Source organism: Paraburkholderia sp. A1BS-2L (assembly GCF_051125205.1).
Classification (GTDB): Bacteria; Pseudomonadota; Gammaproteobacteria; order Burkholderiales; family Burkholderiaceae; genus Paraburkholderia.
Genome location: NZ_CP120430.1, coordinates 552,557 through 573,228, shown reverse-complemented (window position 1 = coordinate 573,228; position 20,672 = coordinate 552,557). Strand labels below are relative to the sequence as shown.

The 20,672-nt window shown below is 64.1% G+C and carries 19 protein-coding genes; 11 read left to right on the top strand and 8 right to left on the bottom strand.

Annotated features, from left to right (window positions below; translation table 11 throughout):
* Positions 1-13: 13 nt before the first annotated feature.
* Together speB and P5W98_RS27125 are read right to left on the bottom strand one after the other, a co-directional pair.
* Positions 14-964 carry an agmatinase gene (gene speB / locus P5W98_RS27130; protein WP_421027813.1) on the bottom strand — a complete coding sequence of 317 codons (951 nt, stop codon included), beginning with the start codon at positions 962-964 and terminating at the stop codon, positions 14-16.
* 228 nt (positions 965-1,192) lie between these two features.
* Positions 1,193-2,038, bottom strand: coding sequence for a helix-turn-helix transcriptional regulator (locus P5W98_RS27125; protein WP_421027812.1), 846 nt, complete (start codon positions 2,036-2,038; stop codon positions 1,193-1,195).
* A 161-nt stretch (positions 2,039-2,199) separates the two neighbouring features.
* Here P5W98_RS27125 and P5W98_RS27120 point away from each other — a divergent pair, with 161 nt between their 5' ends.
* The 4 genes from P5W98_RS27120 (at position 2,200) to P5W98_RS27105 (ending at position 6,784) form a co-directional block, all read left to right on the top strand.
* A complete protein-coding gene (locus tag P5W98_RS27120) occupies positions 2,200-2,544 on the top strand; it encodes a cupin domain-containing protein (protein ID WP_421027811.1) in 345 nt (114 codons plus the stop codon).
* A 171-nt stretch (positions 2,545-2,715) separates the two neighbouring features.
* Positions 2,716-4,149 carry an NAD(P)/FAD-dependent oxidoreductase gene (locus P5W98_RS27115; protein ID WP_421028042.1) on the top strand — a complete coding sequence of 478 codons (1,434 nt, stop codon included), beginning with the start codon at positions 2,716-2,718 and terminating at the stop codon, positions 4,147-4,149.
* Positions 4,150-4,173: 24 nt separating this feature from the next.
* Positions 4,174-5,103 (top strand): LysR family transcriptional regulator, encoded by a 930-nt coding sequence (locus tag P5W98_RS27110; protein WP_421027810.1) that lies wholly within the window; start codon positions 4,174-4,176, stop codon positions 5,101-5,103.
* Between the two features lie 160 nt (positions 5,104-5,263).
* Entirely contained in the window at positions 5,264-6,784 is a 1,521-nt protein-coding gene (locus tag P5W98_RS27105) for a purine-cytosine permease family protein (RefSeq protein WP_421027809.1), read from the top strand.
* A 91-nt stretch (positions 6,785-6,875) separates the two neighbouring features.
* Here the strand turns inward: P5W98_RS27105 and P5W98_RS27100 are convergent, their stop codons facing one another.
* Positions 6,876-7,496 (bottom strand): glycine zipper 2TM domain-containing protein, encoded by a 621-nt coding sequence (locus P5W98_RS27100; RefSeq protein WP_421027808.1) that lies wholly within the window; start codon positions 7,494-7,496, stop codon positions 6,876-6,878.
* A gap of 166 nt (positions 7,497-7,662) precedes the next feature.
* Entirely contained in the window at positions 7,663-10,002 is a 2,340-nt protein-coding gene (locus P5W98_RS27095; RefSeq protein ID WP_421027807.1) for a patatin-like phospholipase family protein, read from the bottom strand.
* Between the two features lie 337 nt (positions 10,003-10,339).
* Here P5W98_RS27095 and P5W98_RS27090 point away from each other — a divergent pair, with 337 nt between their 5' ends.
* The 4 genes from P5W98_RS27090 (at position 10,340) to P5W98_RS27075 (ending at position 13,493) form a co-directional block, all read left to right on the top strand.
* Positions 10,340-11,113: a DUF4118 domain-containing protein gene (locus P5W98_RS27090; protein ID WP_421027806.1), complete on the top strand. Its 774-nt coding sequence runs from the start codon at positions 10,340-10,342 to the stop codon at positions 11,111-11,113.
* 16 nt (positions 11,114-11,129) lie between these two features.
* Positions 11,130-12,050, top strand: coding sequence for an alpha/beta hydrolase (locus tag P5W98_RS27085; RefSeq protein WP_421028041.1), 921 nt, complete (start codon positions 11,130-11,132; stop codon positions 12,048-12,050).
* Positions 12,047-12,883 (top strand): MipA/OmpV family protein, encoded by an 837-nt coding sequence (locus P5W98_RS27080; RefSeq protein WP_421027805.1) that lies wholly within the window; start codon positions 12,047-12,049, stop codon positions 12,881-12,883. The genes P5W98_RS27085 and P5W98_RS27080 overlap by 4 nt, the downstream gene beginning before the upstream one ends.
* A gap of 214 nt (positions 12,884-13,097) precedes the next feature.
* Positions 13,098-13,493 carry a hypothetical protein gene (locus tag P5W98_RS27075; RefSeq protein ID WP_434716995.1) on the top strand — a complete coding sequence of 132 codons (396 nt, stop codon included), beginning with the start codon at positions 13,098-13,100 and terminating at the stop codon, positions 13,491-13,493.
* A 148-nt stretch (positions 13,494-13,641) separates the two neighbouring features.
* Here P5W98_RS27075 and P5W98_RS27070 read toward each other — a convergent pair whose 3' ends face one another.
* Positions 13,642-13,992, bottom strand: a complete 351-nt coding sequence (locus P5W98_RS27070; RefSeq protein WP_421027803.1) for a YgiW/YdeI family stress tolerance OB fold protein — start codon at positions 13,990-13,992, stop codon at positions 13,642-13,644.
* A 188-nt stretch (positions 13,993-14,180) separates the two neighbouring features.
* On the opposite strand from P5W98_RS27070, the gene P5W98_RS27065 reads away from it, so the two are divergent.
* From P5W98_RS27065 to P5W98_RS27055, 3 genes are read left to right on the top strand one after another with little or no spacing between them, the layout of a single operon-like run.
* Positions 14,181-14,843 carry a response regulator gene (locus tag P5W98_RS27065; RefSeq protein ID WP_421027802.1) on the top strand — a complete coding sequence of 221 codons (663 nt, stop codon included), beginning with the start codon at positions 14,181-14,183 and terminating at the stop codon, positions 14,841-14,843.
* Complete coding sequence (locus P5W98_RS27060) at positions 14,840-16,261, top strand: ATP-binding protein (RefSeq protein ID WP_421027801.1); 1,422 nt, start codon at positions 14,840-14,842, stop codon at positions 16,259-16,261. Before P5W98_RS27065 ends, P5W98_RS27060 begins: the two co-directional genes overlap by 4 nt.
* Positions 16,262-16,275: 14 nt before the next feature.
* Positions 16,276-16,878, top strand: a complete 603-nt coding sequence (locus tag P5W98_RS27055) for a phosphatase PAP2 family protein (RefSeq protein ID WP_421027800.1) — start codon at positions 16,276-16,278, stop codon at positions 16,876-16,878.
* A 22-nt stretch (positions 16,879-16,900) separates the two neighbouring features.
* On the opposite strand, the gene P5W98_RS27050 is transcribed toward P5W98_RS27055, so the two are convergent.
* From P5W98_RS27050 to P5W98_RS27040, 3 genes are all read right to left on the bottom strand, one after another.
* Positions 16,901-17,188: an H-NS family nucleoid-associated regulatory protein gene (locus P5W98_RS27050; RefSeq protein ID WP_421027799.1), complete on the bottom strand. Its 288-nt coding sequence runs from the start codon at positions 17,186-17,188 to the stop codon at positions 16,901-16,903.
* 510 nt (positions 17,189-17,698) lie between these two features.
* A complete protein-coding gene (locus tag P5W98_RS27045) occupies positions 17,699-18,826 on the bottom strand; it encodes an aminotransferase class V-fold PLP-dependent enzyme (protein WP_421028040.1) in 1,128 nt (375 codons plus the stop codon).
* A gap of 247 nt (positions 18,827-19,073) precedes the next feature.
* Positions 19,074-20,240 carry a porin gene (locus P5W98_RS27040; protein WP_421027798.1) on the bottom strand — a complete coding sequence of 389 codons (1,167 nt, stop codon included), beginning with the start codon at positions 20,238-20,240 and terminating at the stop codon, positions 19,074-19,076.
* Positions 20,241-20,672 lie beyond the last annotated feature (432 nt).

The window sequence follows — 20,672 nt, the reverse complement described above, 5'->3', positions numbered from 1 at the left end:
AAGGTCTCGTGGATCACCGGTACGCCACGCCCGGCATGATGCAGAGCATTTCGAACGCGAGGTTGGCGCCGACCAGTGCGGTCGTGCCGGCCTGGTCGTACGGCGGCGAGACCTCGACGAGGTCGGCGCCCACGACATTGAGGCCTTTCATGCCGCGAATGATTTCGAGGCCCTGCTGCACCGTGAGGCCGCCGATTTCGGGCGTGCCCGTGCCGGGCGCGAACGAGGGATCGAGACCGTCGATGTCGAAGCTCAGGTACACGGGCGTGTCGCCCACGCGCGCGCGTACTTCTTCCATGAGCGGTGCGAGCGACTTGTTCCAGCAGGCTTCGGCCTGCACCACCGTGAAGCCCTGCTTGCGGCACCAGTCGAAATCGTCGGCGTGATAGCCCGTGCCACGCAGACCGATCTGCGTGACCTTATCGCACTGCAGCAAGCCATCTTCCACCGCGCGGCGGAATGGCGTGCCATGCGCGATTTTCTCGCCGAACATGGTGTCATTCACGTCCGCGTGCGCGTCCACGTGAACCACGGCCACCTTGCCGTACTTCTTGTGCAGCGAGCGCAGGATCGGCCACGCGATCGTGTGGTCGCCGCCTAGCGTGATCGGCCGGCAGCCGTTGGCGACGATCTCGTCGTAGGCTGCTTCGATCAGGTGGATCGAGTCCTTGAGGTCATACGGATTGGTCGCGACGTCGCCGATGTCGGCCACTTGCAGCGAATCGAACGGCGCCGCGCGCGTGGCCATGTTGTACGGGCGCAGCAGCACCGATTCCGAGCGGATCTGGCGCGGGCCGAAGCGCGCGCCCGAACGGTTCGAGGTGCCGATGTCGAGCGGGACGCCCACGAAGCAGGCGTCGAGGCCTTCGGTGGTGGCGGCTTGCGGCAGGCGCATCATGGTGGCGATGCCGCCGAAGCGCGGCATCTCGTTGCCGCCGAGCGGCTGGTTGAATTCGCTTTGCATGGACCGTGTCTCCGTCTGATTGATGCAGGTTGATGCGGGTTGATGCGAGTGCGCCGATGGTAGGCGACACGCCGCCCATGCAAATCACGAAGTTGAGATGTTTACATCGATGCCGATCGATGTTGGCGGGGTGTTACGCCGGCGATGAGGAAGGGTATCAGGGATTAACCGGAGGAAATAACCCGGCTGCGCAACGGCGGCGGAGGTGCAGCAGAGAGGCAGCGGATGTTATGGCGCTTGCAGACGAGTCGGCGCATGCCCCCACGCAACCAGCTCGCGCTTGGTGCGCACTCCCAGCTTCGCGAATGCGCGCTTCACATAAGTTTCGGCCGTGGCCGCCCGCACGCCGACGATTTCCGCCGCCTCGGGCACCGTTTTGCCCTCGATGAGATGCGCGCAGATTTCGTATTCGCGTTTCGAAAGCCGCACGCTATCGGCCGCGATGCGCGCGTCGAATTGCGCGAGCGGGTGCAGATACGAGGTGGGATGGGCCACGCGCCTGGCCGCGCTGGTCGAGGCATGTAGTTCCAGCAGCGGAAACAGGAAATCGCTCACGTTGCGAAACAGGCTCATTTCCGCGAGCGAAAACGGCGGTTCATGGAGCGCGCGCTCGATAGCGATGGAGTGCTGGGCGTGGCGCGTGCCTCGCGCGAGCACGCATTCATGAGCGATGAAGGCTTCATCGAAAAGCCGTTGGCGGAACTCGCCGGGCGGAATCGCGCCGATGTCGCGCACCACGAGCAGGGTGCCGATCTTGCCGCGAATACCCGCGAACAGCGGATCGACTTCATGGAACCGGTCGTAGTAGAGCGTCATGACCTCGGAGATCGCGCCGGTGTCCATGCCCACGCCGCTGCTGCCGATCCATTCGCACAGAAAGCCGTTGGGCATCGTGCTGTCCGCGCGTGAGCGCTCGAGATGCACGACGTTCAGCGGAATGATCTCGTTGAGCAGCAACGTGAGGCGCCGCACGAAATCGGGCGTGCCGACGGCCTCGATAACGTTGCCGAGGGTCTTGAACGAGAGCGGAAAATTCGACGGATCGCTGGCTGGGGAGGGGACGGAAATCTGCATGGCGTGCCCCGATTGAAAGGCGAACTCATTATAGCCGAAGCCTCGAGCGCCCCCCGGAAGCCGTCAAAACGCACGTTGTCCCCCCTGAGGGAGGGCATACCGGGACGTCGCGAATCGGTAACTTTGGCGTCACTGATTTCATTGAATAAAACAGGACACACATGAGCAAGCTGATTCAGGACATCGTGCAACTGGGCGCAGACCTGGGCGAATTCACCAAACTCGATTTCGGCATGGACGAAAGCGACTGGCGTGCGGCCGAGGGGCAGAGCGGCAAATACGTGATCGGCTGGTGGGAAGGCAAGGTGGGCGCGGTGGACTTCCCCGAGACGACCGCTGACGAAGCCGTGTGGCTCGTCGAAGGCAAGATCGCGCTCACCGATGCGAACGGCGGCCGCAAGGAATTCAAGGCAGGCGAGGGCTATCTGCTGCCGGCGGGCTTTGCAGGCCGCTGGGAAACCATCGAAGACGCCAGGAAGTTCTACGTCCTGCTCGAAAAGCAATAAGCCTTAAACCCGGAATAACCAGGAATAACCTGGAATAGCGTGTAATTAAACCAGGCATTAAATCCGGAACCGCGTCAAGCCGTGCCGTCCTCTTGAGGGCGGCATGCTCCCCTCACGCCTCAAGCAGTGAACGCCATCATGAGTAAAAGTGCGCAACTCTACGAAGCCGGCATGCCGGCGCCCGCCGCCGCGCGCCAGGCGGGCCGCAAGCCCAACGCGCTGAGCGTCGAAGATGCGCTCTCGCGCACCAGGCTCTCGCCGTACTGGCTTGATAACCCTGACCAGCCGCCGGCCGAGCCCAAGCTCACGTGCGACACCCAGGCGGATCTGCTGATCGTGGGCGGCGGCTTCACGGGGCTGTGGGCGGCCGTGCAGGCCAAGGAGCAGATGCCCGAGCTCGACGTGGTGGTGATCGAAGCGGGCCGCGTCGCGCATGGCGCATCGGGCCGTGCGGGCGGCATCATCTCGACTTCGGTGATGCACGGCCTGCCCAATGCGGTGCGGGTGTTTCCGAACGATATCGCGCAGCTCGAGGAATTCGGCCATCGCAATCTGGATGGCTTCGAAGAAACGCTCAAGCGTTACGGCATTGACGCCGACATCGAATGGAACGGCGAAATGACGGTGGCGGTGGACCCCGACCACGTCGAGCATCTGCGCGCCGACTACGTACTGCACAAGCAGCACGGCCACGACGTTGTGCTATTGGGCGAGCAGGCCACGCGCGAGCAGCTGGATTCGCCGTTGTTCGCGGGCGCGCTGTGGTCGCGCAATCGTAGTGGCATCGTGCACCCGGCCAAGCTGGCATGGGGCCTCAAGCGAGCGGCGCTCGCGCTCGGCGTGCGGCTATACGAGCACTCGCCGCTCACGAGCGTGAAGGATGAGGGTGAGACCGTGTTCGTCAAGACGCTCGGCGGCAGCGTGCGCGCGCCGCGCGTGCTGTTCGGCAGCGGCACGGCCAAGGTCGGCATTCCCGATATCAACCGGCGCGTGCTGCAAGTGCGCGATCACGTGCTCGCCACCGAGCCGCTCACCGAAGAACAGCTTGCGCGCATTGGCTGGAAGAACCGCCAGGGCATTTACGACACGCGCACGCAACTCAATTATTTCCGCCTCACCAAAGACAACAACATTATTTTCGGCGGCCTCGTGAGCTATCACTTCGACGGCGATCCGCATCCGCCGCAGGACGGGCAGCGCGAAACCTACTATCGGCTCGCGGAAGCGTTCTACAAGACCTTCCCGCAACTCTCCGACGTGCGCTTCTCGCATGCATGGGGTGGCCCGATCGACTATTGCTCGCGCGGCTCGGTGTTCGCCAAGCGCTACCTCGGCGGCAAGGGCGTGTTCGTTGCGGGCTACACGGGTTTTGGCGTGGCCGCGAGCCGCTTCGGCGCATTCATGGGCCTCAATATCCTGTTCGGCCGCAACAGCCCGGAGCAGGAACTCGATATCGCCAGGCTGGGACCGAGCTGGATTCCGCCCGAGCCGGTGCGCTGGCTGGCGGCCAAGGTCACCTTCCATGCCTTCGATGGCGCCGACGCCGAAGGCGGCTGGAAGCGCGCGTGGATCAAGGGCATCAAGGCCATGGGCTTTCCGATGTGAGTTGCGGTGTGAGTGTGAGTCGGCATGTTTTCCAATACCTCTGACCTCGACCTGCGCCTCGTGCGGGTCTTTCTCGCGGTGGTGGACGCGCGCGGCATCACCGCCGCCGAAGCCACGCTCGGTGTGCGCCAGTCGACCATCAGCTCGCAGCTTTCCGCGCTTGAGGCGCGCGTGGGCTTCACGCTGTGCGAGCGCGGGCGCGGCGGCTTTCGCCTGACGTCGAAGGGCGAGCGCTTCGTGGCGTCGGCGCGCGCGCTGCTGGCGGCGACTTCGCAGTTCGTCGCGCAGGTGCGCGACATCGACCGCAAGCTCGTGGGCACGCTGTCGATCGGCTTGATCGGGCAGGCCTCGCAGGTGGAGAACGCCCGTCTTGCCGAAGCCATCGGCGCATTTCGCAAGCGTGACCAGGCCGTGCGCTTCGCGATGCGCGTCGCGCCGCCGCAGGAGCTCGAAGAAGGCCTCGTGAATCAGCAGCTCGATCTCGCGATCGGCTACTTCTGGCACCGCGTGGCCGGGCTCACCTATACCGAGCTATTCAGCGAGCGCCAGGTGATCTGCTGCGGGCGCGGGCATCCGCTTTTTCACGCGGAGCCGCACGTCACGCTCGACGACCTGCGCGCGCACGACTGGATCTGGCGCAGCTACCCGGTGCCCGAAGAGCTTGCGAGCATCGGCGAGCGTCAGGTGACCGCCATCGCGGACAGCATCGACGCCGCCACCGTGCTGATTCTCTCGGGCAGCCATATCGGCTACCTGCCGGAGCATCACGCGCAGACTTTCGAGCAGCGTGGCCTGATTCGCGTGCTCGGGCGTTCGGCGTTCGGCTTCGACGTGCCGCTACACCTTGCGATCAAACGTGGCGCAGCGGACAAGCCGATCGTGCGCGCTTTCTGCGACGACTTGCTCAATGTGTACGGTGCGCGTGTCCTGGTGGAGGAGCCGGCGTGCGCGTGATGCGTGTGCGCATACATCGCGCGGGCTCGAAGTGAACGTTTTAAATACGCAATATGGCGCGCACTCGACTAATTTAGAGTGACCGCCTGAGACTTGTACCGGCCGGCCTCGAGCGATCCTCGGGGCGGCGCCGTGCCGGTGCGCCAAGGAGTGAGACATCATGGCTGAAAATACCAGTATTACGCAGATCGAAGCATTCGGCTTCGAGCGCATTCCCGACGCTTCGCGCTATGCGCGTCCCATCGATCTCTTCCGGCTGCTGTTCGGCGGCTGCAATACCTTCTCCACTTCGGTGCTCGGCAGTTTTCCCGTTCTGGTCGGCCTTTCGTTCAGGGCGAGCGTCTACGCGATTGTGCTGGGCGTGCTCGTGGGCACCTGCATTCTCGCGCCGATGAGCCTGTTCGGTCCGCGCAACGGCACCAGCGATCCGGTTTCCTCGGGCGCGCACTTCGGCATTCATGGGCGGATCGTCGGCTCGTTTCTTGCGCTGCTGACTTCGATTGCGTTCTTCTCGCTGGCGGTGTGGAGCTCGGGCGATGCGCTCGTGGGCGGTGCGCACAACCTCGCGGACGTGCCGGTCAATCACTGGACGCTCGGCACTGCGTACATGATCTTCGCGGTGCTCGTGCTGATCGTTTGCATCTACGGGTTTCGCTTCATGCTGTGGGTGAACAAGATTGCGGTGTGGGCCGCCAGCCTCATGTTCATCGTCGGTGCATTTGCGTTCGCGGGCACGTTCGATATCAACTATGCCGGCACGCTGCAAGCGGGCGGCGCGGGCTTCTGGGCCGCGTTCGTGGGCTCCGTGCTCGTCGCGCTGAGCAACCCGGTGTCGTTCGCCTCGACGCTCGGCGACTGGGCGCGCTACATTCCCGAAACCACGCCGCGCCATCGCATCATGGGCGCCGTGTTTGCCGCGCAGATCGCCACCTTCGTGCCGTTCTTCTTCGGTCTTGCCACGGCCACCATCATCGCCACGCATGCGCCCAGCTATATCGCTTCGAACGATTACGTGGGCGGGTTGCTCGCGGTCTCGCCGCGCTGGTTCCTGCTGCCGATGTGCCTGATCGCGATCATCGGCGGGATGTCGACGGGCACCACTGCGCTATACGGCACGGGCCTCGACATGTCGAGCATGTTCCCCAGGCTGCTCGACCGCGTGCGTGCGACGCTGCTGATCGGCACGTTCGCCATCGGCTTCATCTTCGCGGGCCGCTTCGCGTTCAATCTGGTGGAGAGCGTCTCGACGTTCTCGACGCTCATCGACACCTTCAGCTGCCCGTGGATGGCGATCATGGTGATTGGCTTCTTGCAGCGCCGCGGCTTCTATCTCGCCGACGACCTGCAGATCTTCAATCGTGGCGGACGCGGCGGCCATTACTGGTTCACGCGCGGCTGGAATCTGCGTGCGATGGGCGCGTGGCTGCCGGCCGCGTTTATCGGGCTGGCGTTCGTGAATCTGCCGGGGCAGTTCGTCGGGCCGCTGGGCAATCTCGCGGGCGGCTGCGACCTGAGCGTGCCGGCTTCGCTGATCGCGGGTGGCGCGCTGTATCTGGCGCTGCTGGGGATGTTCCCGGAACCCGATGCGGTGTACGGGCCCAACGGGCGCCGCTTCGTGCGCGGCATGCGGAGCCAGGCGTATGCGGCCAATCGCGAGCATGTGGAGGAGTTTGCCGAGTAATCGACGGCAGTGCATGGCAGCACTGCGCAGTGAGCAATCCAGCGTTGACGCGTTCGATTCTTCAGGATGACGAATCGAACGCGTTTTTACATCAATAGCGCGAAAGCTGGCTGCCGTTCACCTGGACGCGCTCGCCGGGGCGCAGGTCGCCCGGCGTCGGCACGTCGAACGAGCGCATCGAACCGTCGCTCAGTTGGACGTCGATGCGATAGCCCGCGGGCTGGCCCATGCTCTGGCCGACCTGGTTGCCCGCGTAGGCGCCGCCAAGCGCGCCGATAACCGTCGCCACGTCGCGGCCATGGCCGCCGCCGAACTGATTGCCCACCACGCCGCCCACCAGCGCGCCCACTACGGTGCCTGCGATGCCTGAAGCACCCGTGGCGTTGCTGATAGCGCGAATGTTCGCGATGGTGCCATACTGCGTGCCGTATTGATTCCCGTACTGGCTGCTGCTCTGATTGCCGTACTGCGAGTCGTACGGTTGCTGATATTGCGGCTGTTGATAGGGTTGCTGCTGATACGGCTGCTGCACGGTGCCCGGTTGCGCGTAGACCGGCTGGCCCTGGTAGCCTTGTTGCTGTGCACCGTACGGCGTATAGCCTTGCGGATAGCCCGGCGCGACGCACGCCGAAAGCGAAAGGCTGGCGGCGGTGGCAAGGGCGACGATCAGGGTGGACTGGGTAGAGAACATGGTCATGGGTCTGGTGTGCATCGGCGTCGCATTGGGCGCGGCGAGCATGATCGAGAAGGCGGATGCGCGGGAGTATAAGGAATGCCCGGCGGGCCGTCCGCTGCGCGCGTGTAACGACGTGTAAAGTTTGTTGCGGCGTCGTGGTTGACGAGGCGCCCGCCCACGGGCGCGAGGGTTCCCGCCATTCTCAGAACCGGTTGCCAAGCTGGAAATAGACGTTGTAGGTGCCGCCCGGCGCCATGGCCAGCCCCAGGTACACGGGCCCGATCACGGTTGTCGAGCCGGCAAACACGCTCGCGCTGGTAAGCCAGGGGCCGCGCGCGAAGTGTTGGGGCGAGTTCCAGACATTGCCGGCCTCCAGGCTCGCGCCAGCGAACACGCCGCGCAACGGCCCGGAATCGAACTTCGAGAGCTGCGCGAAGCCGGTCACGCGTCCGTAGAGAATATAGCTGCCGCTGAACTGGTCGGGGGCGTACGCGGAGAGCCGCTGGAAGCCGCCGAGGTTGAACATATAGGCCGACGAATCGCGATTGCCGCCGAATTGCCCGCCTGCTTCGAGCGCCGCATTCACGCTATAGATGCCGTGGCTCGCCGCCCACAGGCCGCGCGCCTGCGCGATGTTGTAGCTGCCGTCGTTCCGGTTCAGGCTGAATTGCGCGCCGCTGTCGAGGTAGAAGCCGTGGCGCGGAAAGAGCGAATCGTCGAGTTGATCGACCGTCATGCCGACCGTGCCCACCGTCTGGCTCGTCGACCCGGCGGATAGCGCGGCGGCCTGATATGACCAGTCGCCTTCGCCATTGTCGGTCGCCGTAATGATGGACGAGCGCGGATGATATGCAGTCCAGACTTGTGCGATGCCCGCGCGCGCCTTGCCCCAGGTGCCGAGCGGCACGCCGAGGCCGAGCCCGGCGCGCAAATCCTGCTGCATGTACGAGGCGATCGGGCGGCTGTTTTCCTTGGCGTCGGTGTTGTCGTCGGGGTAGAGATTGATGTCGTTGCGCCGGATCGATGCGTAAGGGGCAACGTACACGTCGCTGTGAAGGAGCGGCTGACGCAGCTCCGTGCGCCAGCCCAGATCGCGGCTGCCGAGCACGACGTCGTTGCGCCACGAGAGCCCGCTCTCCGTGATCCAGGGCAGGCGATGGCCGATTTGCAACGTGAAGCCGCCGTCGCCGTTGAAGTTGGTCGACACGCCAAGTCCGAACAGCAGCAGATTCGGCCCCCAACTCTTCGTGGTGGCGTCCACGTGCAGCACGCGATCCCCGGGCGGCCCGCTCAACGACTGCGAGACGCTTTCGAGGTCGGCGGTGTTGATCAGCGTGCCCAGATGCCTGTCGATGGCGGCGGCGTCGTACACATCCCCCGGCTTGACCTGCAGCGCCGCCTGCACGCGGCTTGCCGGCACGTTGCCGTGCGTGGCGATGTCGATGCGGTCGATGCGCGTGCCGGGCGGCAGGAACACCTCATGGGAGAGGCCGGCGCGATACGCCGCATAGTGGGCGTCGCCGATCGAGAGCGCGGCCAGCTGCGTGGCGTGCGCCAGCGCAGACGCGGTGCCGGCGGCCACGCCCTGCTGCATCGCGCCGAAGTCGCTGAACGAGAGCTCGCCCAGATCCGGCTCGAGCAGCACGTCGGCCGGACGCAGCGTGGCCTTTTGCTCGAGCACGTTGCGCGTCATCATCAGGCGAAGCATTTGCGACGTGACGCCCGCCATCGACGTGATCTGGTCGGCGCGTTTCAACGGTGTGCCGATGTCGACGGCAATCACAATATCGGCGCCCATCTGCCGCGCAATATCGATCGGCAGATTCGACGCGAGGCCGCCGTCGATCAGCGTGCGGCCTCCGATCTTGACGGGCGCGAACAGGCCAGGCACCGCCATGCTCGCGCGAATGGCTTGCGGGAGCGAGCCGTCGTGCAACACGATTCGCTCGCCGGTCTCGAGATCGGTCGCCACGGCGCGATATGGAATCGGCAGCCGGTCGAAGTCCACGTCCGCGGGAATTTGCGCGGTGTTGGCGCGCAACAGCGCCGTGAGCTTGTTGCCCTGCACGAGACCGTTGGGCATCTTCAACTGGCCGTTGCCGAAGCCCACGGGCATGCCGATGGGGTAGGCGAGGTTATCCTCGCGCATGGACTGCGGCCAGTGCTCGCGGGCGTCGCGATCGTACGCCACGTCGTTCAGGTTCAGCGCGGTGAGCGCGTGTTCGATCTGGTCGGCGGACAAGCCGCTCGCGTAGAGCCCGCCGATCACGGCACCCATGCTGGTGCCGGCGATGCAGTCCACCGGCACGTGCAGCCTTTCGAGTTCGCGCAGCACGCCAATATGCGCATAGCCGCGCGCGCCGCCGCCCGACAACGCCAGGCAGATGCGCGGCCGGCGCGGCGCGGGCGTACCGATCGCGCCGGGCATCGGCGCCGCCACGGGGACGGATGGTGCCGCGAGTGCGATGGAGGCGATGAACGCGGACAGCACGCCGAACAGTGCGGCACAGGCGATGCGAAGGGAAATCGGGAAGGCGGTCACGGGTCCGTAGGCTGGCTAGCCGCACGGCCGGGATGCCGGTGCGGGGCCGGAAGTCTACGAATCAGGACCGGGGCGGAGCTATCGGCGCAGGCTGAAACCGCCACGTCTTTTAATTTGTGTCAATTCCTGCTGCCGAAAGCTGATTGTATGCAAAGGTCAGTAACATAGCCACCAGTGGAAGGATTCGTCATATTTTTGGACGTTCCGGTGTCGGCCATCGCCACTGGCCCTGTCTTCCCGCCCTCGTTACAACGCGACAACAACGCAGCGCCAGCCGCCGTTGATTGCGCCATCGACCTGCGCCGGCCTGTCTGAATGCCGGGGCATTGAACCAGACATGAAAGTCCGCAATGCCCGCAACTGGGCACCCCGAGGCCCGCGCCGCTGGTGGCTGGCCGCTGCCGCGCTCGCCGTCGCGAGTGCCATCCGCATCGCGCTGCACCCCGTGCTCGGGCCGATGATGCCGGGAACGCTGTTCTGCATTGCGGCTTCGCTGGTCGAATACTATTTGGGCCTCGCGCCTGCAGCGGTCGTCATGGTGCTCGGGCTCGGCATTGCCGACTTTCTGTTCGTCCCTCCTTACGGGAACCTCAGCTACCTCGATCGTCGGGATGTGGTCCTGCTGGTGTCTTATCCGTTCCTGACGATCATCGTGATGACCTTGATCGAGCGTTTGCGGCGTGAACAGTTTCGCGGCCAATTGCTCGCTGAAGTGGCTCAGTCGCGCTACGAGATGCTGCTGCGGCACGACAACGAGCGCGTGCTGGCGCGCCGCGCCGTCGACGAGACACATCGCCTGCTGCGCCATCTCGCGCAGCACCACGACGGCTTCATCCTCATCAAGGCGCTCGAGCGCGATGCCGCGCAGCGCGCGAGCGTGGGGCAGAGTATTGCGGCATTGCCGGCGGCGACCGAAGTCGCGCCGGGCCCGCTATTCGACGCGGTGCATCCCGAGGACATCCAGCGCGTGAGCAAAGCGCTGTGGCCGGGGCAGCACCGGGTGCGTCTGCGGCGCGAGTCGAACGAGCGCGAGTTCCGCATGACGAATTGCAGCTGCGAACGCTTCACCACGCACGCGGGCGATTTTCTCGTGCTGCGCACAGAGCGCTGAGATGACGACGGTCGAAATGGAGCGGACCGCGCCCGAGGCGCCCGCATCAGCGGTTCAGCCCGAGGGCATCTTCAGCGAAGGCGATGGCCACGCGGTCTTGCTGCTGCATGGGCTGTCGAGCTCGCCGATTGAGCTGCGCTACCTCGCGCGTTATTTGCAGAACGAAGGATTCACGGTCCGCGCGCCGCTCATCGAAGGGTATAGCGCGGGCTCGCGCGAGCAGGTCATGGAACGCTGGGTCGAGGGCGCGGTGCGCGAGTTCGATGCGCTTGCGACACGCTACGAGCGCGTGTCCGTCTGCGGCCTTTCGATTGGCGGCGCGCTCGCGCTGCGGCTCGTGCGCGAGCGGCCCGCCGCGCAGTCGCTGGTGCTGCTTTCGCTCACGCTCGCCTACGACGGCTGGGCGATACCGTGGTATCGCTTTCTGCTCGACTGGGCGTATTACACGCCGCTGCGCCACCGCTACCGGTATCGCGAGGCGGAACCGTTCGGCGTGCGCAACGAGGCGTTGCGCAAGAAGATCGCGCGCGCCATGCAGCGCAATGCGTTCAGCGAGGTGGGGCCGTCGACGATCTCGCTGCCCGCGCTGCACCAGGCGTTGCGTCTGTCGCGCGCCGCGCGCAAGGACGTCCCGAGCATCGAGACCGACACGCTCGTGATTCACGCCATCGACGACGAGACCTCGAGCCCGCGCAACCCGCGCTATGTGATCGACCATGTCGGCGCGAATTTTCTGCGCACGCTGTGGCTCGACGACTCGTACCACATGATCACCTCGGACAACGAGCGCGAGATCGTGGCGCGCGAAACCGCGCTGTTCCTGCGCGAGAGCGAAGTGGCGCGCGGCTCGGGCGACGCGTCCAATCAACCGGTTGTTTCGAAGGCGCTCGCGCGGCGCTTGCGCCAGCTGGCCGCCGTGGGAAGGAAGAAAGCATGAAGCCGTTCATATCGACGGCACGCATCGCGTGCGCCGCTGTCATGGTGCTCGCGCTGGCGCGCACGGCATGGGCCGACGACGCAGCGGCGCCTGAGCAAAGCGCTGCCGCTGCGCGGGCCGGGTCGCAGTCAGGGGCGCAGGCCGACTCGCCCTGGAAGATTGCAATCGGCCCCGGCGCGTACTTCGCGCCGCAGTATCCGGGCGCGAAGCACATGAAGGTGTATCCGTTCCCGGCGCTCGACATCTCGTACCGCGACCGCATTTTTTCGCAGGGGCCGGACGTGCTCGGCATCAACGTGCTGACTGGGGAAAACTATCACGTGGGCGCGTCGCTGAGCTTCGACTTCCAGTCGCGCAACGTCGCGGACGAACCGCATCTGCACGGCCTCGGCAATGTCGATGAGGGCCCGAAGCTGCGCCTGTTCGCCGACTACACCGTGTGGGCTTTCACCGGTGCAGTGGCCATGTATCAGGACATCAGCGGCAATGGTCAGGGAACGACGGCCAGCGCCGACCTGTACGCGTCGTTGCCGCTGCAGGGCTGGCTCCTTTCGGTCGGCCCGGGGCTCACATGGGCCAATGCCGTTTATACGCGCACACTGTTCGGCGTGTCGGCGGCGCAGAGCGCGGCGTCGGGCTTGCCGCAGTACGCAACGGGTTCCGGCGTGCGCGACCTGCACATGACGCTCTACGCGTCGCACGATTTTTCGAAGCACTGGGTGGGCTCCGTGAACGCGACGCTCGGGCGTTTGCAGCACTACGCCGCGGGCAGCCCGATCACCGAAAGCCGCCGCGAACTGACCACGTTCGCGGCGCTCGACTACCGGTTTTGATGAACTGGCTTTCTACGCCTCGCCGGCACGCCCCAGGGCCGGCGCACGGGCGGGTCCGATCCGGCCCGAAACTGGCGGCAGACCCGCGGGTAAGCGGCTAAAAACCGGCTGAAAACCGGCCCGAAACAGCTTTTACAGACGATTACATATCTGACGCGTGCGGGCGATATCGGCGCTCATACAATCCCTCATCGAAGCGAATTTTGGGGAGAAGATGATGGCAAAAGTACGAGCAATCGTTGCGGTGTCCGCCTTTCTGGTGGCTTGCGCAAGCGCACCGGCATTCGCAGGTGCCGGCGGTGGCGGCAATGGCGGAGGTAATGGCGGCGGCAACGGAGGGGGCAATGGCGGTGTCGGCGGCGGAATGGGCGGCGGAATGAGCGGCGGCCACGCTGCGGGCGGCATGTCGGGCGGTCATATGAGCGGCAAGGGCGAGGCCAACACGAACGGCCATTTGTCCGCCGATCGCGATACCGGCCATGAGCGTGCCGCCGATCGCGCGAGCATGCATGCGGTCTCGCATCCGGGCAAGCACGATGGCAAGCATGTCGGCAAGGCGGGCAAGCGCGGCGAGAACGGCGAGCACCTCGCCGTTGACCAGAAGATCTGATGTAGTGCAGGAACGAAGCCGCGCGCCGGCGAGGGCGCACGGCTTCGCGCACGTTCCCGTGCGCATTCTCATGCTCAAAGAAAGGGCACGGCCTCTTTCTGGCCTGCCGCACGATAATCTGCATTCCTGATGGAATGCGCCGTGCCGGTTATTGCACGACCTTCACGTCGTGAATCTTGACCTTTGGCGTGCCGAACCATTCCTTGTCGTACTTGCCCGTGAGGTCGACGGTGGTGGTGTCGTTTACCGGCTGCCCCGACGGCCAGTGCCTCGCGTCGATCTTGACCGGAATCTCGCCGGTGCTGTCCTTGAACGTATATTTCTCATCGCCGAGCGATTTCACCACTTGACCGCGCAGCACCACGCGCTGGTCGTCCTTGCCCGCGCTGGCCAACTGCTGGACCGTCGTGGCCGCGGGCCGCTCGCCCGGGCCCGTATACTGGGCATGCGCAGCCGCAGCGAAGGTTGCGATCAGGCCGGCGATAATGAGCTTTTTCATCGGTTTTCCTTGTTCAAAGGTGCGGCCCCCGAGGCCGCGACAGGAAGCAGTCTACGAAAGCGAGACTGAAGTCCGTATGAAGCGGGAGCAGCGGCGCGGTCCGTCGCGTTAATGCTCTCTTAATCTGCGCAAAGGTAAGCTCGTGAGCCTATTTTGGAGAACCGGCCAGTACAGGAGATGGCGACAGCATGCGAATACTGCTGGTTGAGGACGATCCGCTGATCGGCAATGGGCTGCGCATCGGCTTGCGTCGGGAAGGCTTTGCCGTGGACTGGGTGCAGGACGGCGACGCCGGCGCGCTGGCGCTGCGCACCACGGTCTATGGGCTCGTGCTGCTCGATTTGGGCTTGCCGAACCAGGATGGCATGACGCTGCTTGCCGCATTGCGCAAGCGCGACGACTCGACTCCCGTGATCGTCATTACCGCGCGCGACAGCGTGCCGGACCGCGTCGCCGGGCTCGATGGCGGGGCCGACGATTATCTCGTCAAGCCATTCGCGCTGGAGGAACTGCTCGCGCGCATCCGCGTCGCGAACCGCCGCCAGGCCGGGCGTGCCCAGGCCATGCTGACGGCGGGCGCGTTGCGGCTGGATCCGGCGCGGCGCCGCTGCTGGCTCCACGATCAGGAAATCTCCATCACGGCGCGCGAATTCGCGCTGCTCGAAGAGCTGATGCGCGATCCGGGCGCCATCGTCACGCGCGAGCAGCTCGAAGAACGCCTGTATGGCTGGAACGAGGAAATCGAGAGCAACGCCATTCAGGTGCACGTCTACAACCTGCGCCGCAAGCTGGGCTCGGATGCCATCCGCAATGTGCGCGGCGTGGGCTACGGTATCGGGAAGATCGAATGACCACGTTGCGTGCGCGTTCCGCGCGCTGGTTCATGTCGTCGCTGCGCCGGCGCCTGTTGCTGTGGCTGTTGCCGTCCATGCTGTTCGCCGGCGTGCTGGCGAGCGCGGCCACCTGGTGGGGCTCGCTGGGCGAGATCGACGAAATCCTCAACGACCAGATGAAGGCGGTCGCGCGGCACGTGGTGGTGGACGCCGACGGCCGTCTCTCGCTCACGGGCGCGGACCGCAAGGGCCGGCTTTCGGGCAAGCAGTCGCACGGCGTGCTGCTGCAAGTGTGGGAAGACCGCAAGCTCGTGTTCAGCAGCGACCCCGATGCGCGGCTGCCTGCGCCACAAGGCCCGGGCTATGCCGACATGACCGTCGACGGCCAGGTCTGGCACACCTGGGCGAGCCCGAGCGGGACCATGCTGGTGCGTGTGGCGCAGGCGCGCCTCGCACGCTGGGAGGCGCTGGCCGAGGTCTCGATGCATCTGTTCTGGCCGGTGCTTTCGCTGGTGCCGGTGGTCGCGCTGCTGCTGTGGTTCGGCATCGGCTACGGCTTGCGGCCGCTGCGCGAGGTGGCTTCGGGGCTCAAGCGCCGCGACGCCAACAACATGCAGACCATAGAAACGTCGCAGATGCCCAACGAAGTGAAGCCGCTCGTGGACGCGCTCAACGACCTGCTCGTGCGACTCGATCAAGCCTTTACCTTGCAGAAGCATTTCATCGCGGATGCCGCGCACGAATTGCGCACGCCGATCATGGGGCTTGGTCTGCAGGCCGAACTATTGCCGAAAGCGGAGAGCGTGCAGGAGCGCGACGAAATCGTCATGCAGATCCGCTCGGGTACGGAGCGGCTCGCGCACCTGGTCGCGCAGCTGCTCACACTCGCGCGGCTCGATCCCGACACTCACGATATGGGCCGCGAAGGAAGGCAGGAAGTCGATCTGACCGCGCTCGCGCGCTCTGTGGTGGCCGAGCGCGTGCGGCTTGCCGAGGCGAGCCAGATCGACCTCGGGCTCGCGGGCGAGCAGGCGGTGAGCGTGCGCGGTTATGGCGAGAACCTGCGCGTGCTGCTCAATAACCTGGTCGATAACGCGATTCGCTATGCCGGCGCGCACGCGCGCGTCGACGTTGTGGTGCGCAAGGAGGGCCCGTGCGCGGTGCTCGAAGTCAGCGACAACGGCCCAGGGATTCCCGAGCGGGATCGCGAGCGTGTGTGGGAGCGCTTTTATCGTGGCGGCGGCCATGCAGCCCAGGCGATTTCGGGCAGCGGGCTGGGGCTTTCGATCGTGCGGCGCATTGCCGAGCAGCATCAGGCGTACGTTACGCTCGACAGCGGGGCCGATGGCCGGGGGCTGACGGTCCGCGTGCGCTTTCCGGCGCGGCAGCGGCTCGCGCAGCCTGGCGCTGAAACAAGCGCCTGTACATCAATCTGAATTCGACTTTTGCAATGGAAACACTCGAAGCATTGAACCGTTCGCTCTTTCTCGCGATCAACGCCACGCCGGCCACGCCGCACTGGCTCATCGAAACGGCGCTCGTTGTCGCGAACGACTTGATCCTGCTGGTGCCGCTCGCGCTGGTGCTGATGTGGCTGTCCGGCGACGAGCGCAAGCGCGCCATCGCCCTTCGGGTGTGCGTGGTCGCGCTGGTTACGCTGGGCATCAATCAGGCGATCGCTTTCGCCTGGCCGCATCCGCGGCCATTCGTGATCGGGCTTGGGCATACCTTCTTCGAGCACGCGCCCGACTCGTCGTTTCCGAGCGATCACGGGACCGTGTGCTCGGTGTTCGTGCTCACGTTGCTATTGGGCGGCATGGTGCGCAGCGGTTTGCTCGCGCTGGTCGCGGGAGTGGCGATTGCCTGGGCGCGGGTCTTTCTCGGCGTGCACTTTCCGTTCGACATGATCGGCGCACTCGTGATCTCGTGCCTCGTCTACGCGGTGATTACGCCGGTCTGGGGTGCGTACGGCACGCCGCTCACGCAGTTTGCCGTCACGCTGTACCGCATGCTGCTTGCGCTTCCCATTCGCCAGGGCTGGCTGCGGCCCTGAGTCTCGCAGAGCCGGCTTCCGATTAGTGGTTAATCAGAAACTTCGTCCGGTCCGGCTCGTCCTTGATCCAGTTCGGCGGCTTGCCGCGCCCCGACCATTCCGCGCCGGTTGCCGGGTCGCGATACTTCGGCGGCACCTTGCTGGCCTTCGCGGCTTGCACAGGGCCGCGAATGTCATCGAGCGTGATTCTGTGAAGCTTCATCTTGCAGATGATCTCGTCGAGCACGTTCACGCGTTCTTCCTTGAACGCTTCCTGAAGCTGGGCCTCGAGCTGCTCGCGCTGGGCGATCAATTCTTTGTAGCTGGACATCGGCGGGTGGGGTGTTGAGGGTAATGCGCATATTTTAACGCGAGCGGGCGCGTGCTCGATTAAACCGCTGCGCGCCGTTAAATCAAGGCGCACGTAAGGTCATTGATAGTATGACCTTGTCGTGCACTCGCCTGCGTGGATGAAAAAGTGCGTGCAGTATGAGGCCCCGATAGCCTCGCCGCTTACCTGCTCGGCCACAAGACACGCTCGGCGCTGCGTCTGATAACGCGCCGGCAAGTCATCAGGATCACTGATTTTCAACGTGGCGCACTGACTTCCCGAAGCGGGGTTGTGGCTGATCCTCCGCACGGATACGTTCCTCGACATGGGGCGCGCGGCCGCCCAACGTGCCCGGCAACGGCGCGGCCGCGGCGGTCGTGGCGAAATGGGAGGGCCAGCCGGGCCCGGCGATGAGCGATGAAGAATACGAAGCGCTCGTTACCGCGAGAGAGGCGGAGAAGGTATGAGCCGGCGGCCGCGCGAGCGGCCGCCTGAAACTGAAGACGCGCTTTAAAGGATACGATCCAGCGCGTTGGCGAGTCTGGCGAGCGCGCTATCGACATCATGCAGTTTGTCGAGGCCGAACAGCCCGAGGCGGAAGGTCTTGAAGTCCTCCGGCTCGTCGCATTGCAGGGGAACGCCGGCGGCGACCTGCAAGCCGACATCGGCGAACTTCTTGCCGGAGCGGATGCCATCGTCGTCGGTGTAGCTGACCACCACGCCCGGCGCCTGAAAACCCTCGGCCGCCACGCTCCTGAACCCCTTGCTCTCCAGCAGCGCGCGAACGCGCTTGCCGAGTTCGAGCTGCTCCGCCCGCACCTTGTCGAAGCCGTAAGCCTCGGTTTCCTTCATCACGTTGCGCAGCGTCGCGAGGCTGTCCGTGGGCATCGTGGCGTGGTATGCGAAACCGCCGTTCTCGTAGGCTTCCATGATCTGCAGCCACTTGCGCAGGTCGCAGGAGAAGCTGGTGCTGGTGGTGGCGTCGATTCTTTCGCGCGCGAGCGGGCTGAGCATGACCAGCCCGCAGCAGGGCGAGGCGCTCCAGCCCTTTTGCGGCGCACTGATCAGGACATCGACGCCGCTTGCCTGCATATCGACCCAGATCGTGCCGGAGGCGATGCAATCGAGCACGAACATGCCGCCGACCGCATGCACGGCGTCGGCCACTGCGCGCAAATAATGGTCGGGCAGGATCATCCCCGATGCCGTTTCGACATGCGGGGCGAAAACCAGATCGGGCTTGTGCGCCTTGATGGCAGCGACGACTTCTTCAATCGGGGCTGGTGCATAGGCGGCTTGCCTGCCGGGCTCGACCGGGCGGGCCTTCAATACGACTGATTCGGACGGAATGCCGCCCATGTCGAAGATCTGCGACCAGCGGAAGCTGAACCAGCCGTTGCGGATGACCAGACACTTTTTATTCGTCGCGAACTGCCGGGCCACGGCTTCCATGCCGAAAGTTCCGCTGCCCGGGACCACAATGGCCGCCTTCGCGTTGTAGACCTTTTTCAGCAGACCGGAAATGTCGCGCATGACGCCCTGAAAGAGCTGCGACATATGGTTGATCGAGCGGTCGGTGTAGACCACTGAATATTCGAGGAGTCCCTCGCGGTCGACATTGGGGAGTAAACCTGGCACGCTCGCCTCCGGTATGAGATGAATGAGGTGAGCAGTATTTGTGATTCGATACGACGGCAACAACACAAATATGCTTTTCGCCTCGATGAAAGCAAATTCTAGCGAAAGCGGCGGCCTGTTTGGGGCCTATTTTTTTACGCTTAGGGTATTCCAGGCAGAAAAAAACCCGCGCGAGGCGGGTAATCGGAGTTACAACGAAGAGCGGCGGGCAGGCCAGCAGGCCTGCCCAAGGCCATACCGCGACACGTTAGAAGCGGTGACGGATACCCGCGCTCACGACCACCTGGTTGCGGCTCGTCGACGGTGCTCCCGTACCGTTGACTTGCGCCACGTTGAAACCGTTCTGGTTGTTCGCGCCGAGGACGGCCATGGTCTCGCCATAGAGGTCGGTGCGGCGCGACAGCGCGTAGTCGGCCTGCAGGCCGAACTGGTTCCAGTGCGCGGAAAGGTTGTTCGACGTGCCGCTTGCCGGCGTGTTGCGCAGGCCTTGCGTGTAGGTGTACACGGCGCCAAGGTAGAACTGCGGCGTCAAGTTGTAGCGGCCGTTGACTTCAAAGTTGTTCCACCGCAGCGAGCTGTTGGCGATCTGGTTCTGCAGACGGGTCTGCGTGAACACGAGGCCAACCAGCGCCGGGCCGAACGCATAGCTGCCACCCACACCCCAAGTGCGCTGGTTCTGGGTGCCCGGCAGATTGACGGTGACGAACGTCTGCGTTCCCTGCACTGCGCCATTGGGGTTGTTGGTATTCAGCCCTTGAAGCTGCAGGTAGGCGGCGCCGAATTTGAAGCCGCTGAACTCGTAGCCCGCACCAAAGCTATACGCGCGATTGTCCGCAAAGCCCGAGCTGTTGGAGAAGCCATACAGGGCGTTCGCCGAGAAGCCGGCGTAGACCGGGCTCTGGTACTTCACCGTATTGCTGAGGCTGATTGAGCTATTGAGGTTGTCGTTGTCAAACGGGTGAGCGAAGTAGGTGCCGCCCCACGTGCCCGTTGCCGAAAGCGGGCCCAGGTAATCGACCACGGAATCGTATTGGCGGCCCAGCGTCAGCGTGCCGTAGTCGTTATGCGTGAGACCGACATAAGCCTGACGATTGAAAAGCGCGCTGTTCTCGAGGGTGCCGTTCGCGACATTGAAACCGCTTTCGAGAGTGAAGATTGTCTTCAGGCCGCCGCCGAGATCTTCAACGCCGCGCAAACCCCAGCGGCTTTTTTGCACATTGCCGCTGAACAGCCCAACCGTCGCCTTGCCATCGGCCAGCCCGTTCGGCGTGATGGTGGAAGTCCGGCTCGCTTCGTTGCTCACATAGGTCAGTCCGGCGTCGACGATACCGTACAGCGTCACGCTGCTCTGGGCATGGGCTGCGCCCGCAAAAGCCGCAGTCGCCGCAGCAAAAACCAGGGTCTTCTTTTTCATCGTCGTCAATTCCTGTACAGGGTGGAGTAAACAGCTAAATTCATGCGCCGCGAATGCGTTTGATATTCATGTTGTAAAACATTTGCATATCGGAATACAGGAAGTGCATAACGGCTTTTATGCCGTTTGCGCGGAAATTTAACTGCTGCGCGTAGTTTGTATCTTATCGGCTTTAACGGTAAGCCCGTAGTCAGTTTCTTCAATATCGAGCGCCGCGGCAATAACCTGTTGTTACCCGGCAACAATAAAAAGAAGCGACTTTTTGTCATAGTCGGATTGCATATTTTCATACGATAAAAACAATGATCCGAATAATCGTTGAGTTGTTTATAAACATTTTGGCTGGAATGGAAGATTATTTGTTCGCTTTGAAATTCGGCGCGATGCGATGCGGACTGAATGCAAGTGATTCTCGTTGAGAAGATTGCCGGC

What these genes read in the sequence shown, in the direction of transcription:
- speB (WP_421027813.1), bottom strand. Translation starts at nt 964, where the DNA reads ATGCAAAGCGAATTCAACCAGCCGCTCGGCGGCAACGAGATGCCGCGC.
- P5W98_RS27125 (WP_421027812.1), bottom strand. Translation starts at nt 2,038, where the DNA reads ATGCAGATTTCCGTCCCCTCCCCAGCCAGCGATCCGTCGAATTTTCCG.
- P5W98_RS27120 (WP_421027811.1), top strand. Translation starts at nt 2,200, where the DNA reads ATGAGCAAGCTGATTCAGGACATCGTGCAACTGGGCGCAGACCTGGGC.
- P5W98_RS27115 (WP_421028042.1), top strand. Translation starts at nt 2,716, where the DNA reads ATGCCGGCGCCCGCCGCCGCGCGCCAGGCGGGCCGCAAGCCCAACGCG.
- P5W98_RS27110 (WP_421027810.1), top strand. Translation starts at nt 4,174, where the DNA reads ATGTTTTCCAATACCTCTGACCTCGACCTGCGCCTCGTGCGGGTCTTT.
- P5W98_RS27105 (WP_421027809.1), top strand. Translation starts at nt 5,264, where the DNA reads ATGGCTGAAAATACCAGTATTACGCAGATCGAAGCATTCGGCTTCGAG.
- P5W98_RS27100 (WP_421027808.1), bottom strand. Translation starts at nt 7,496, where the DNA reads ATGCACACCAGACCCATGACCATGTTCTCTACCCAGTCCACCCTGATC.
- P5W98_RS27090 (WP_421027806.1), top strand. Translation starts at nt 10,340, where the DNA reads ATGAAAGTCCGCAATGCCCGCAACTGGGCACCCCGAGGCCCGCGCCGC.
- P5W98_RS27085 (WP_421028041.1), top strand. Translation starts at nt 11,130, where the DNA reads ATGGAGCGGACCGCGCCCGAGGCGCCCGCATCAGCGGTTCAGCCCGAG.
- P5W98_RS27080 (WP_421027805.1), top strand. Translation starts at nt 12,047, where the DNA reads ATGAAGCCGTTCATATCGACGGCACGCATCGCGTGCGCCGCTGTCATG.
- P5W98_RS27075 (WP_434716995.1), top strand. Translation starts at nt 13,098, where the DNA reads ATGATGGCAAAAGTACGAGCAATCGTTGCGGTGTCCGCCTTTCTGGTG.
- P5W98_RS27070 (WP_421027803.1), bottom strand. Translation starts at nt 13,992, where the DNA reads ATGAAAAAGCTCATTATCGCCGGCCTGATCGCAACCTTCGCTGCGGCT.
- P5W98_RS27065 (WP_421027802.1), top strand. Translation starts at nt 14,181, where the DNA reads ATGCGAATACTGCTGGTTGAGGACGATCCGCTGATCGGCAATGGGCTG.
- P5W98_RS27060 (WP_421027801.1), top strand. Translation starts at nt 14,840, where the DNA reads ATGACCACGTTGCGTGCGCGTTCCGCGCGCTGGTTCATGTCGTCGCTG.
- P5W98_RS27055 (WP_421027800.1), top strand. Translation starts at nt 16,276, where the DNA reads ATGGAAACACTCGAAGCATTGAACCGTTCGCTCTTTCTCGCGATCAAC.
- P5W98_RS27050 (WP_421027799.1), bottom strand. Translation starts at nt 17,188, where the DNA reads ATGTCCAGCTACAAAGAATTGATCGCCCAGCGCGAGCAGCTCGAGGCC.
- P5W98_RS27040 (WP_421027798.1), bottom strand. Translation starts at nt 20,240, where the DNA reads ATGAAAAAGAAGACCCTGGTTTTTGCTGCGGCGACTGCGGCTTTTGCG.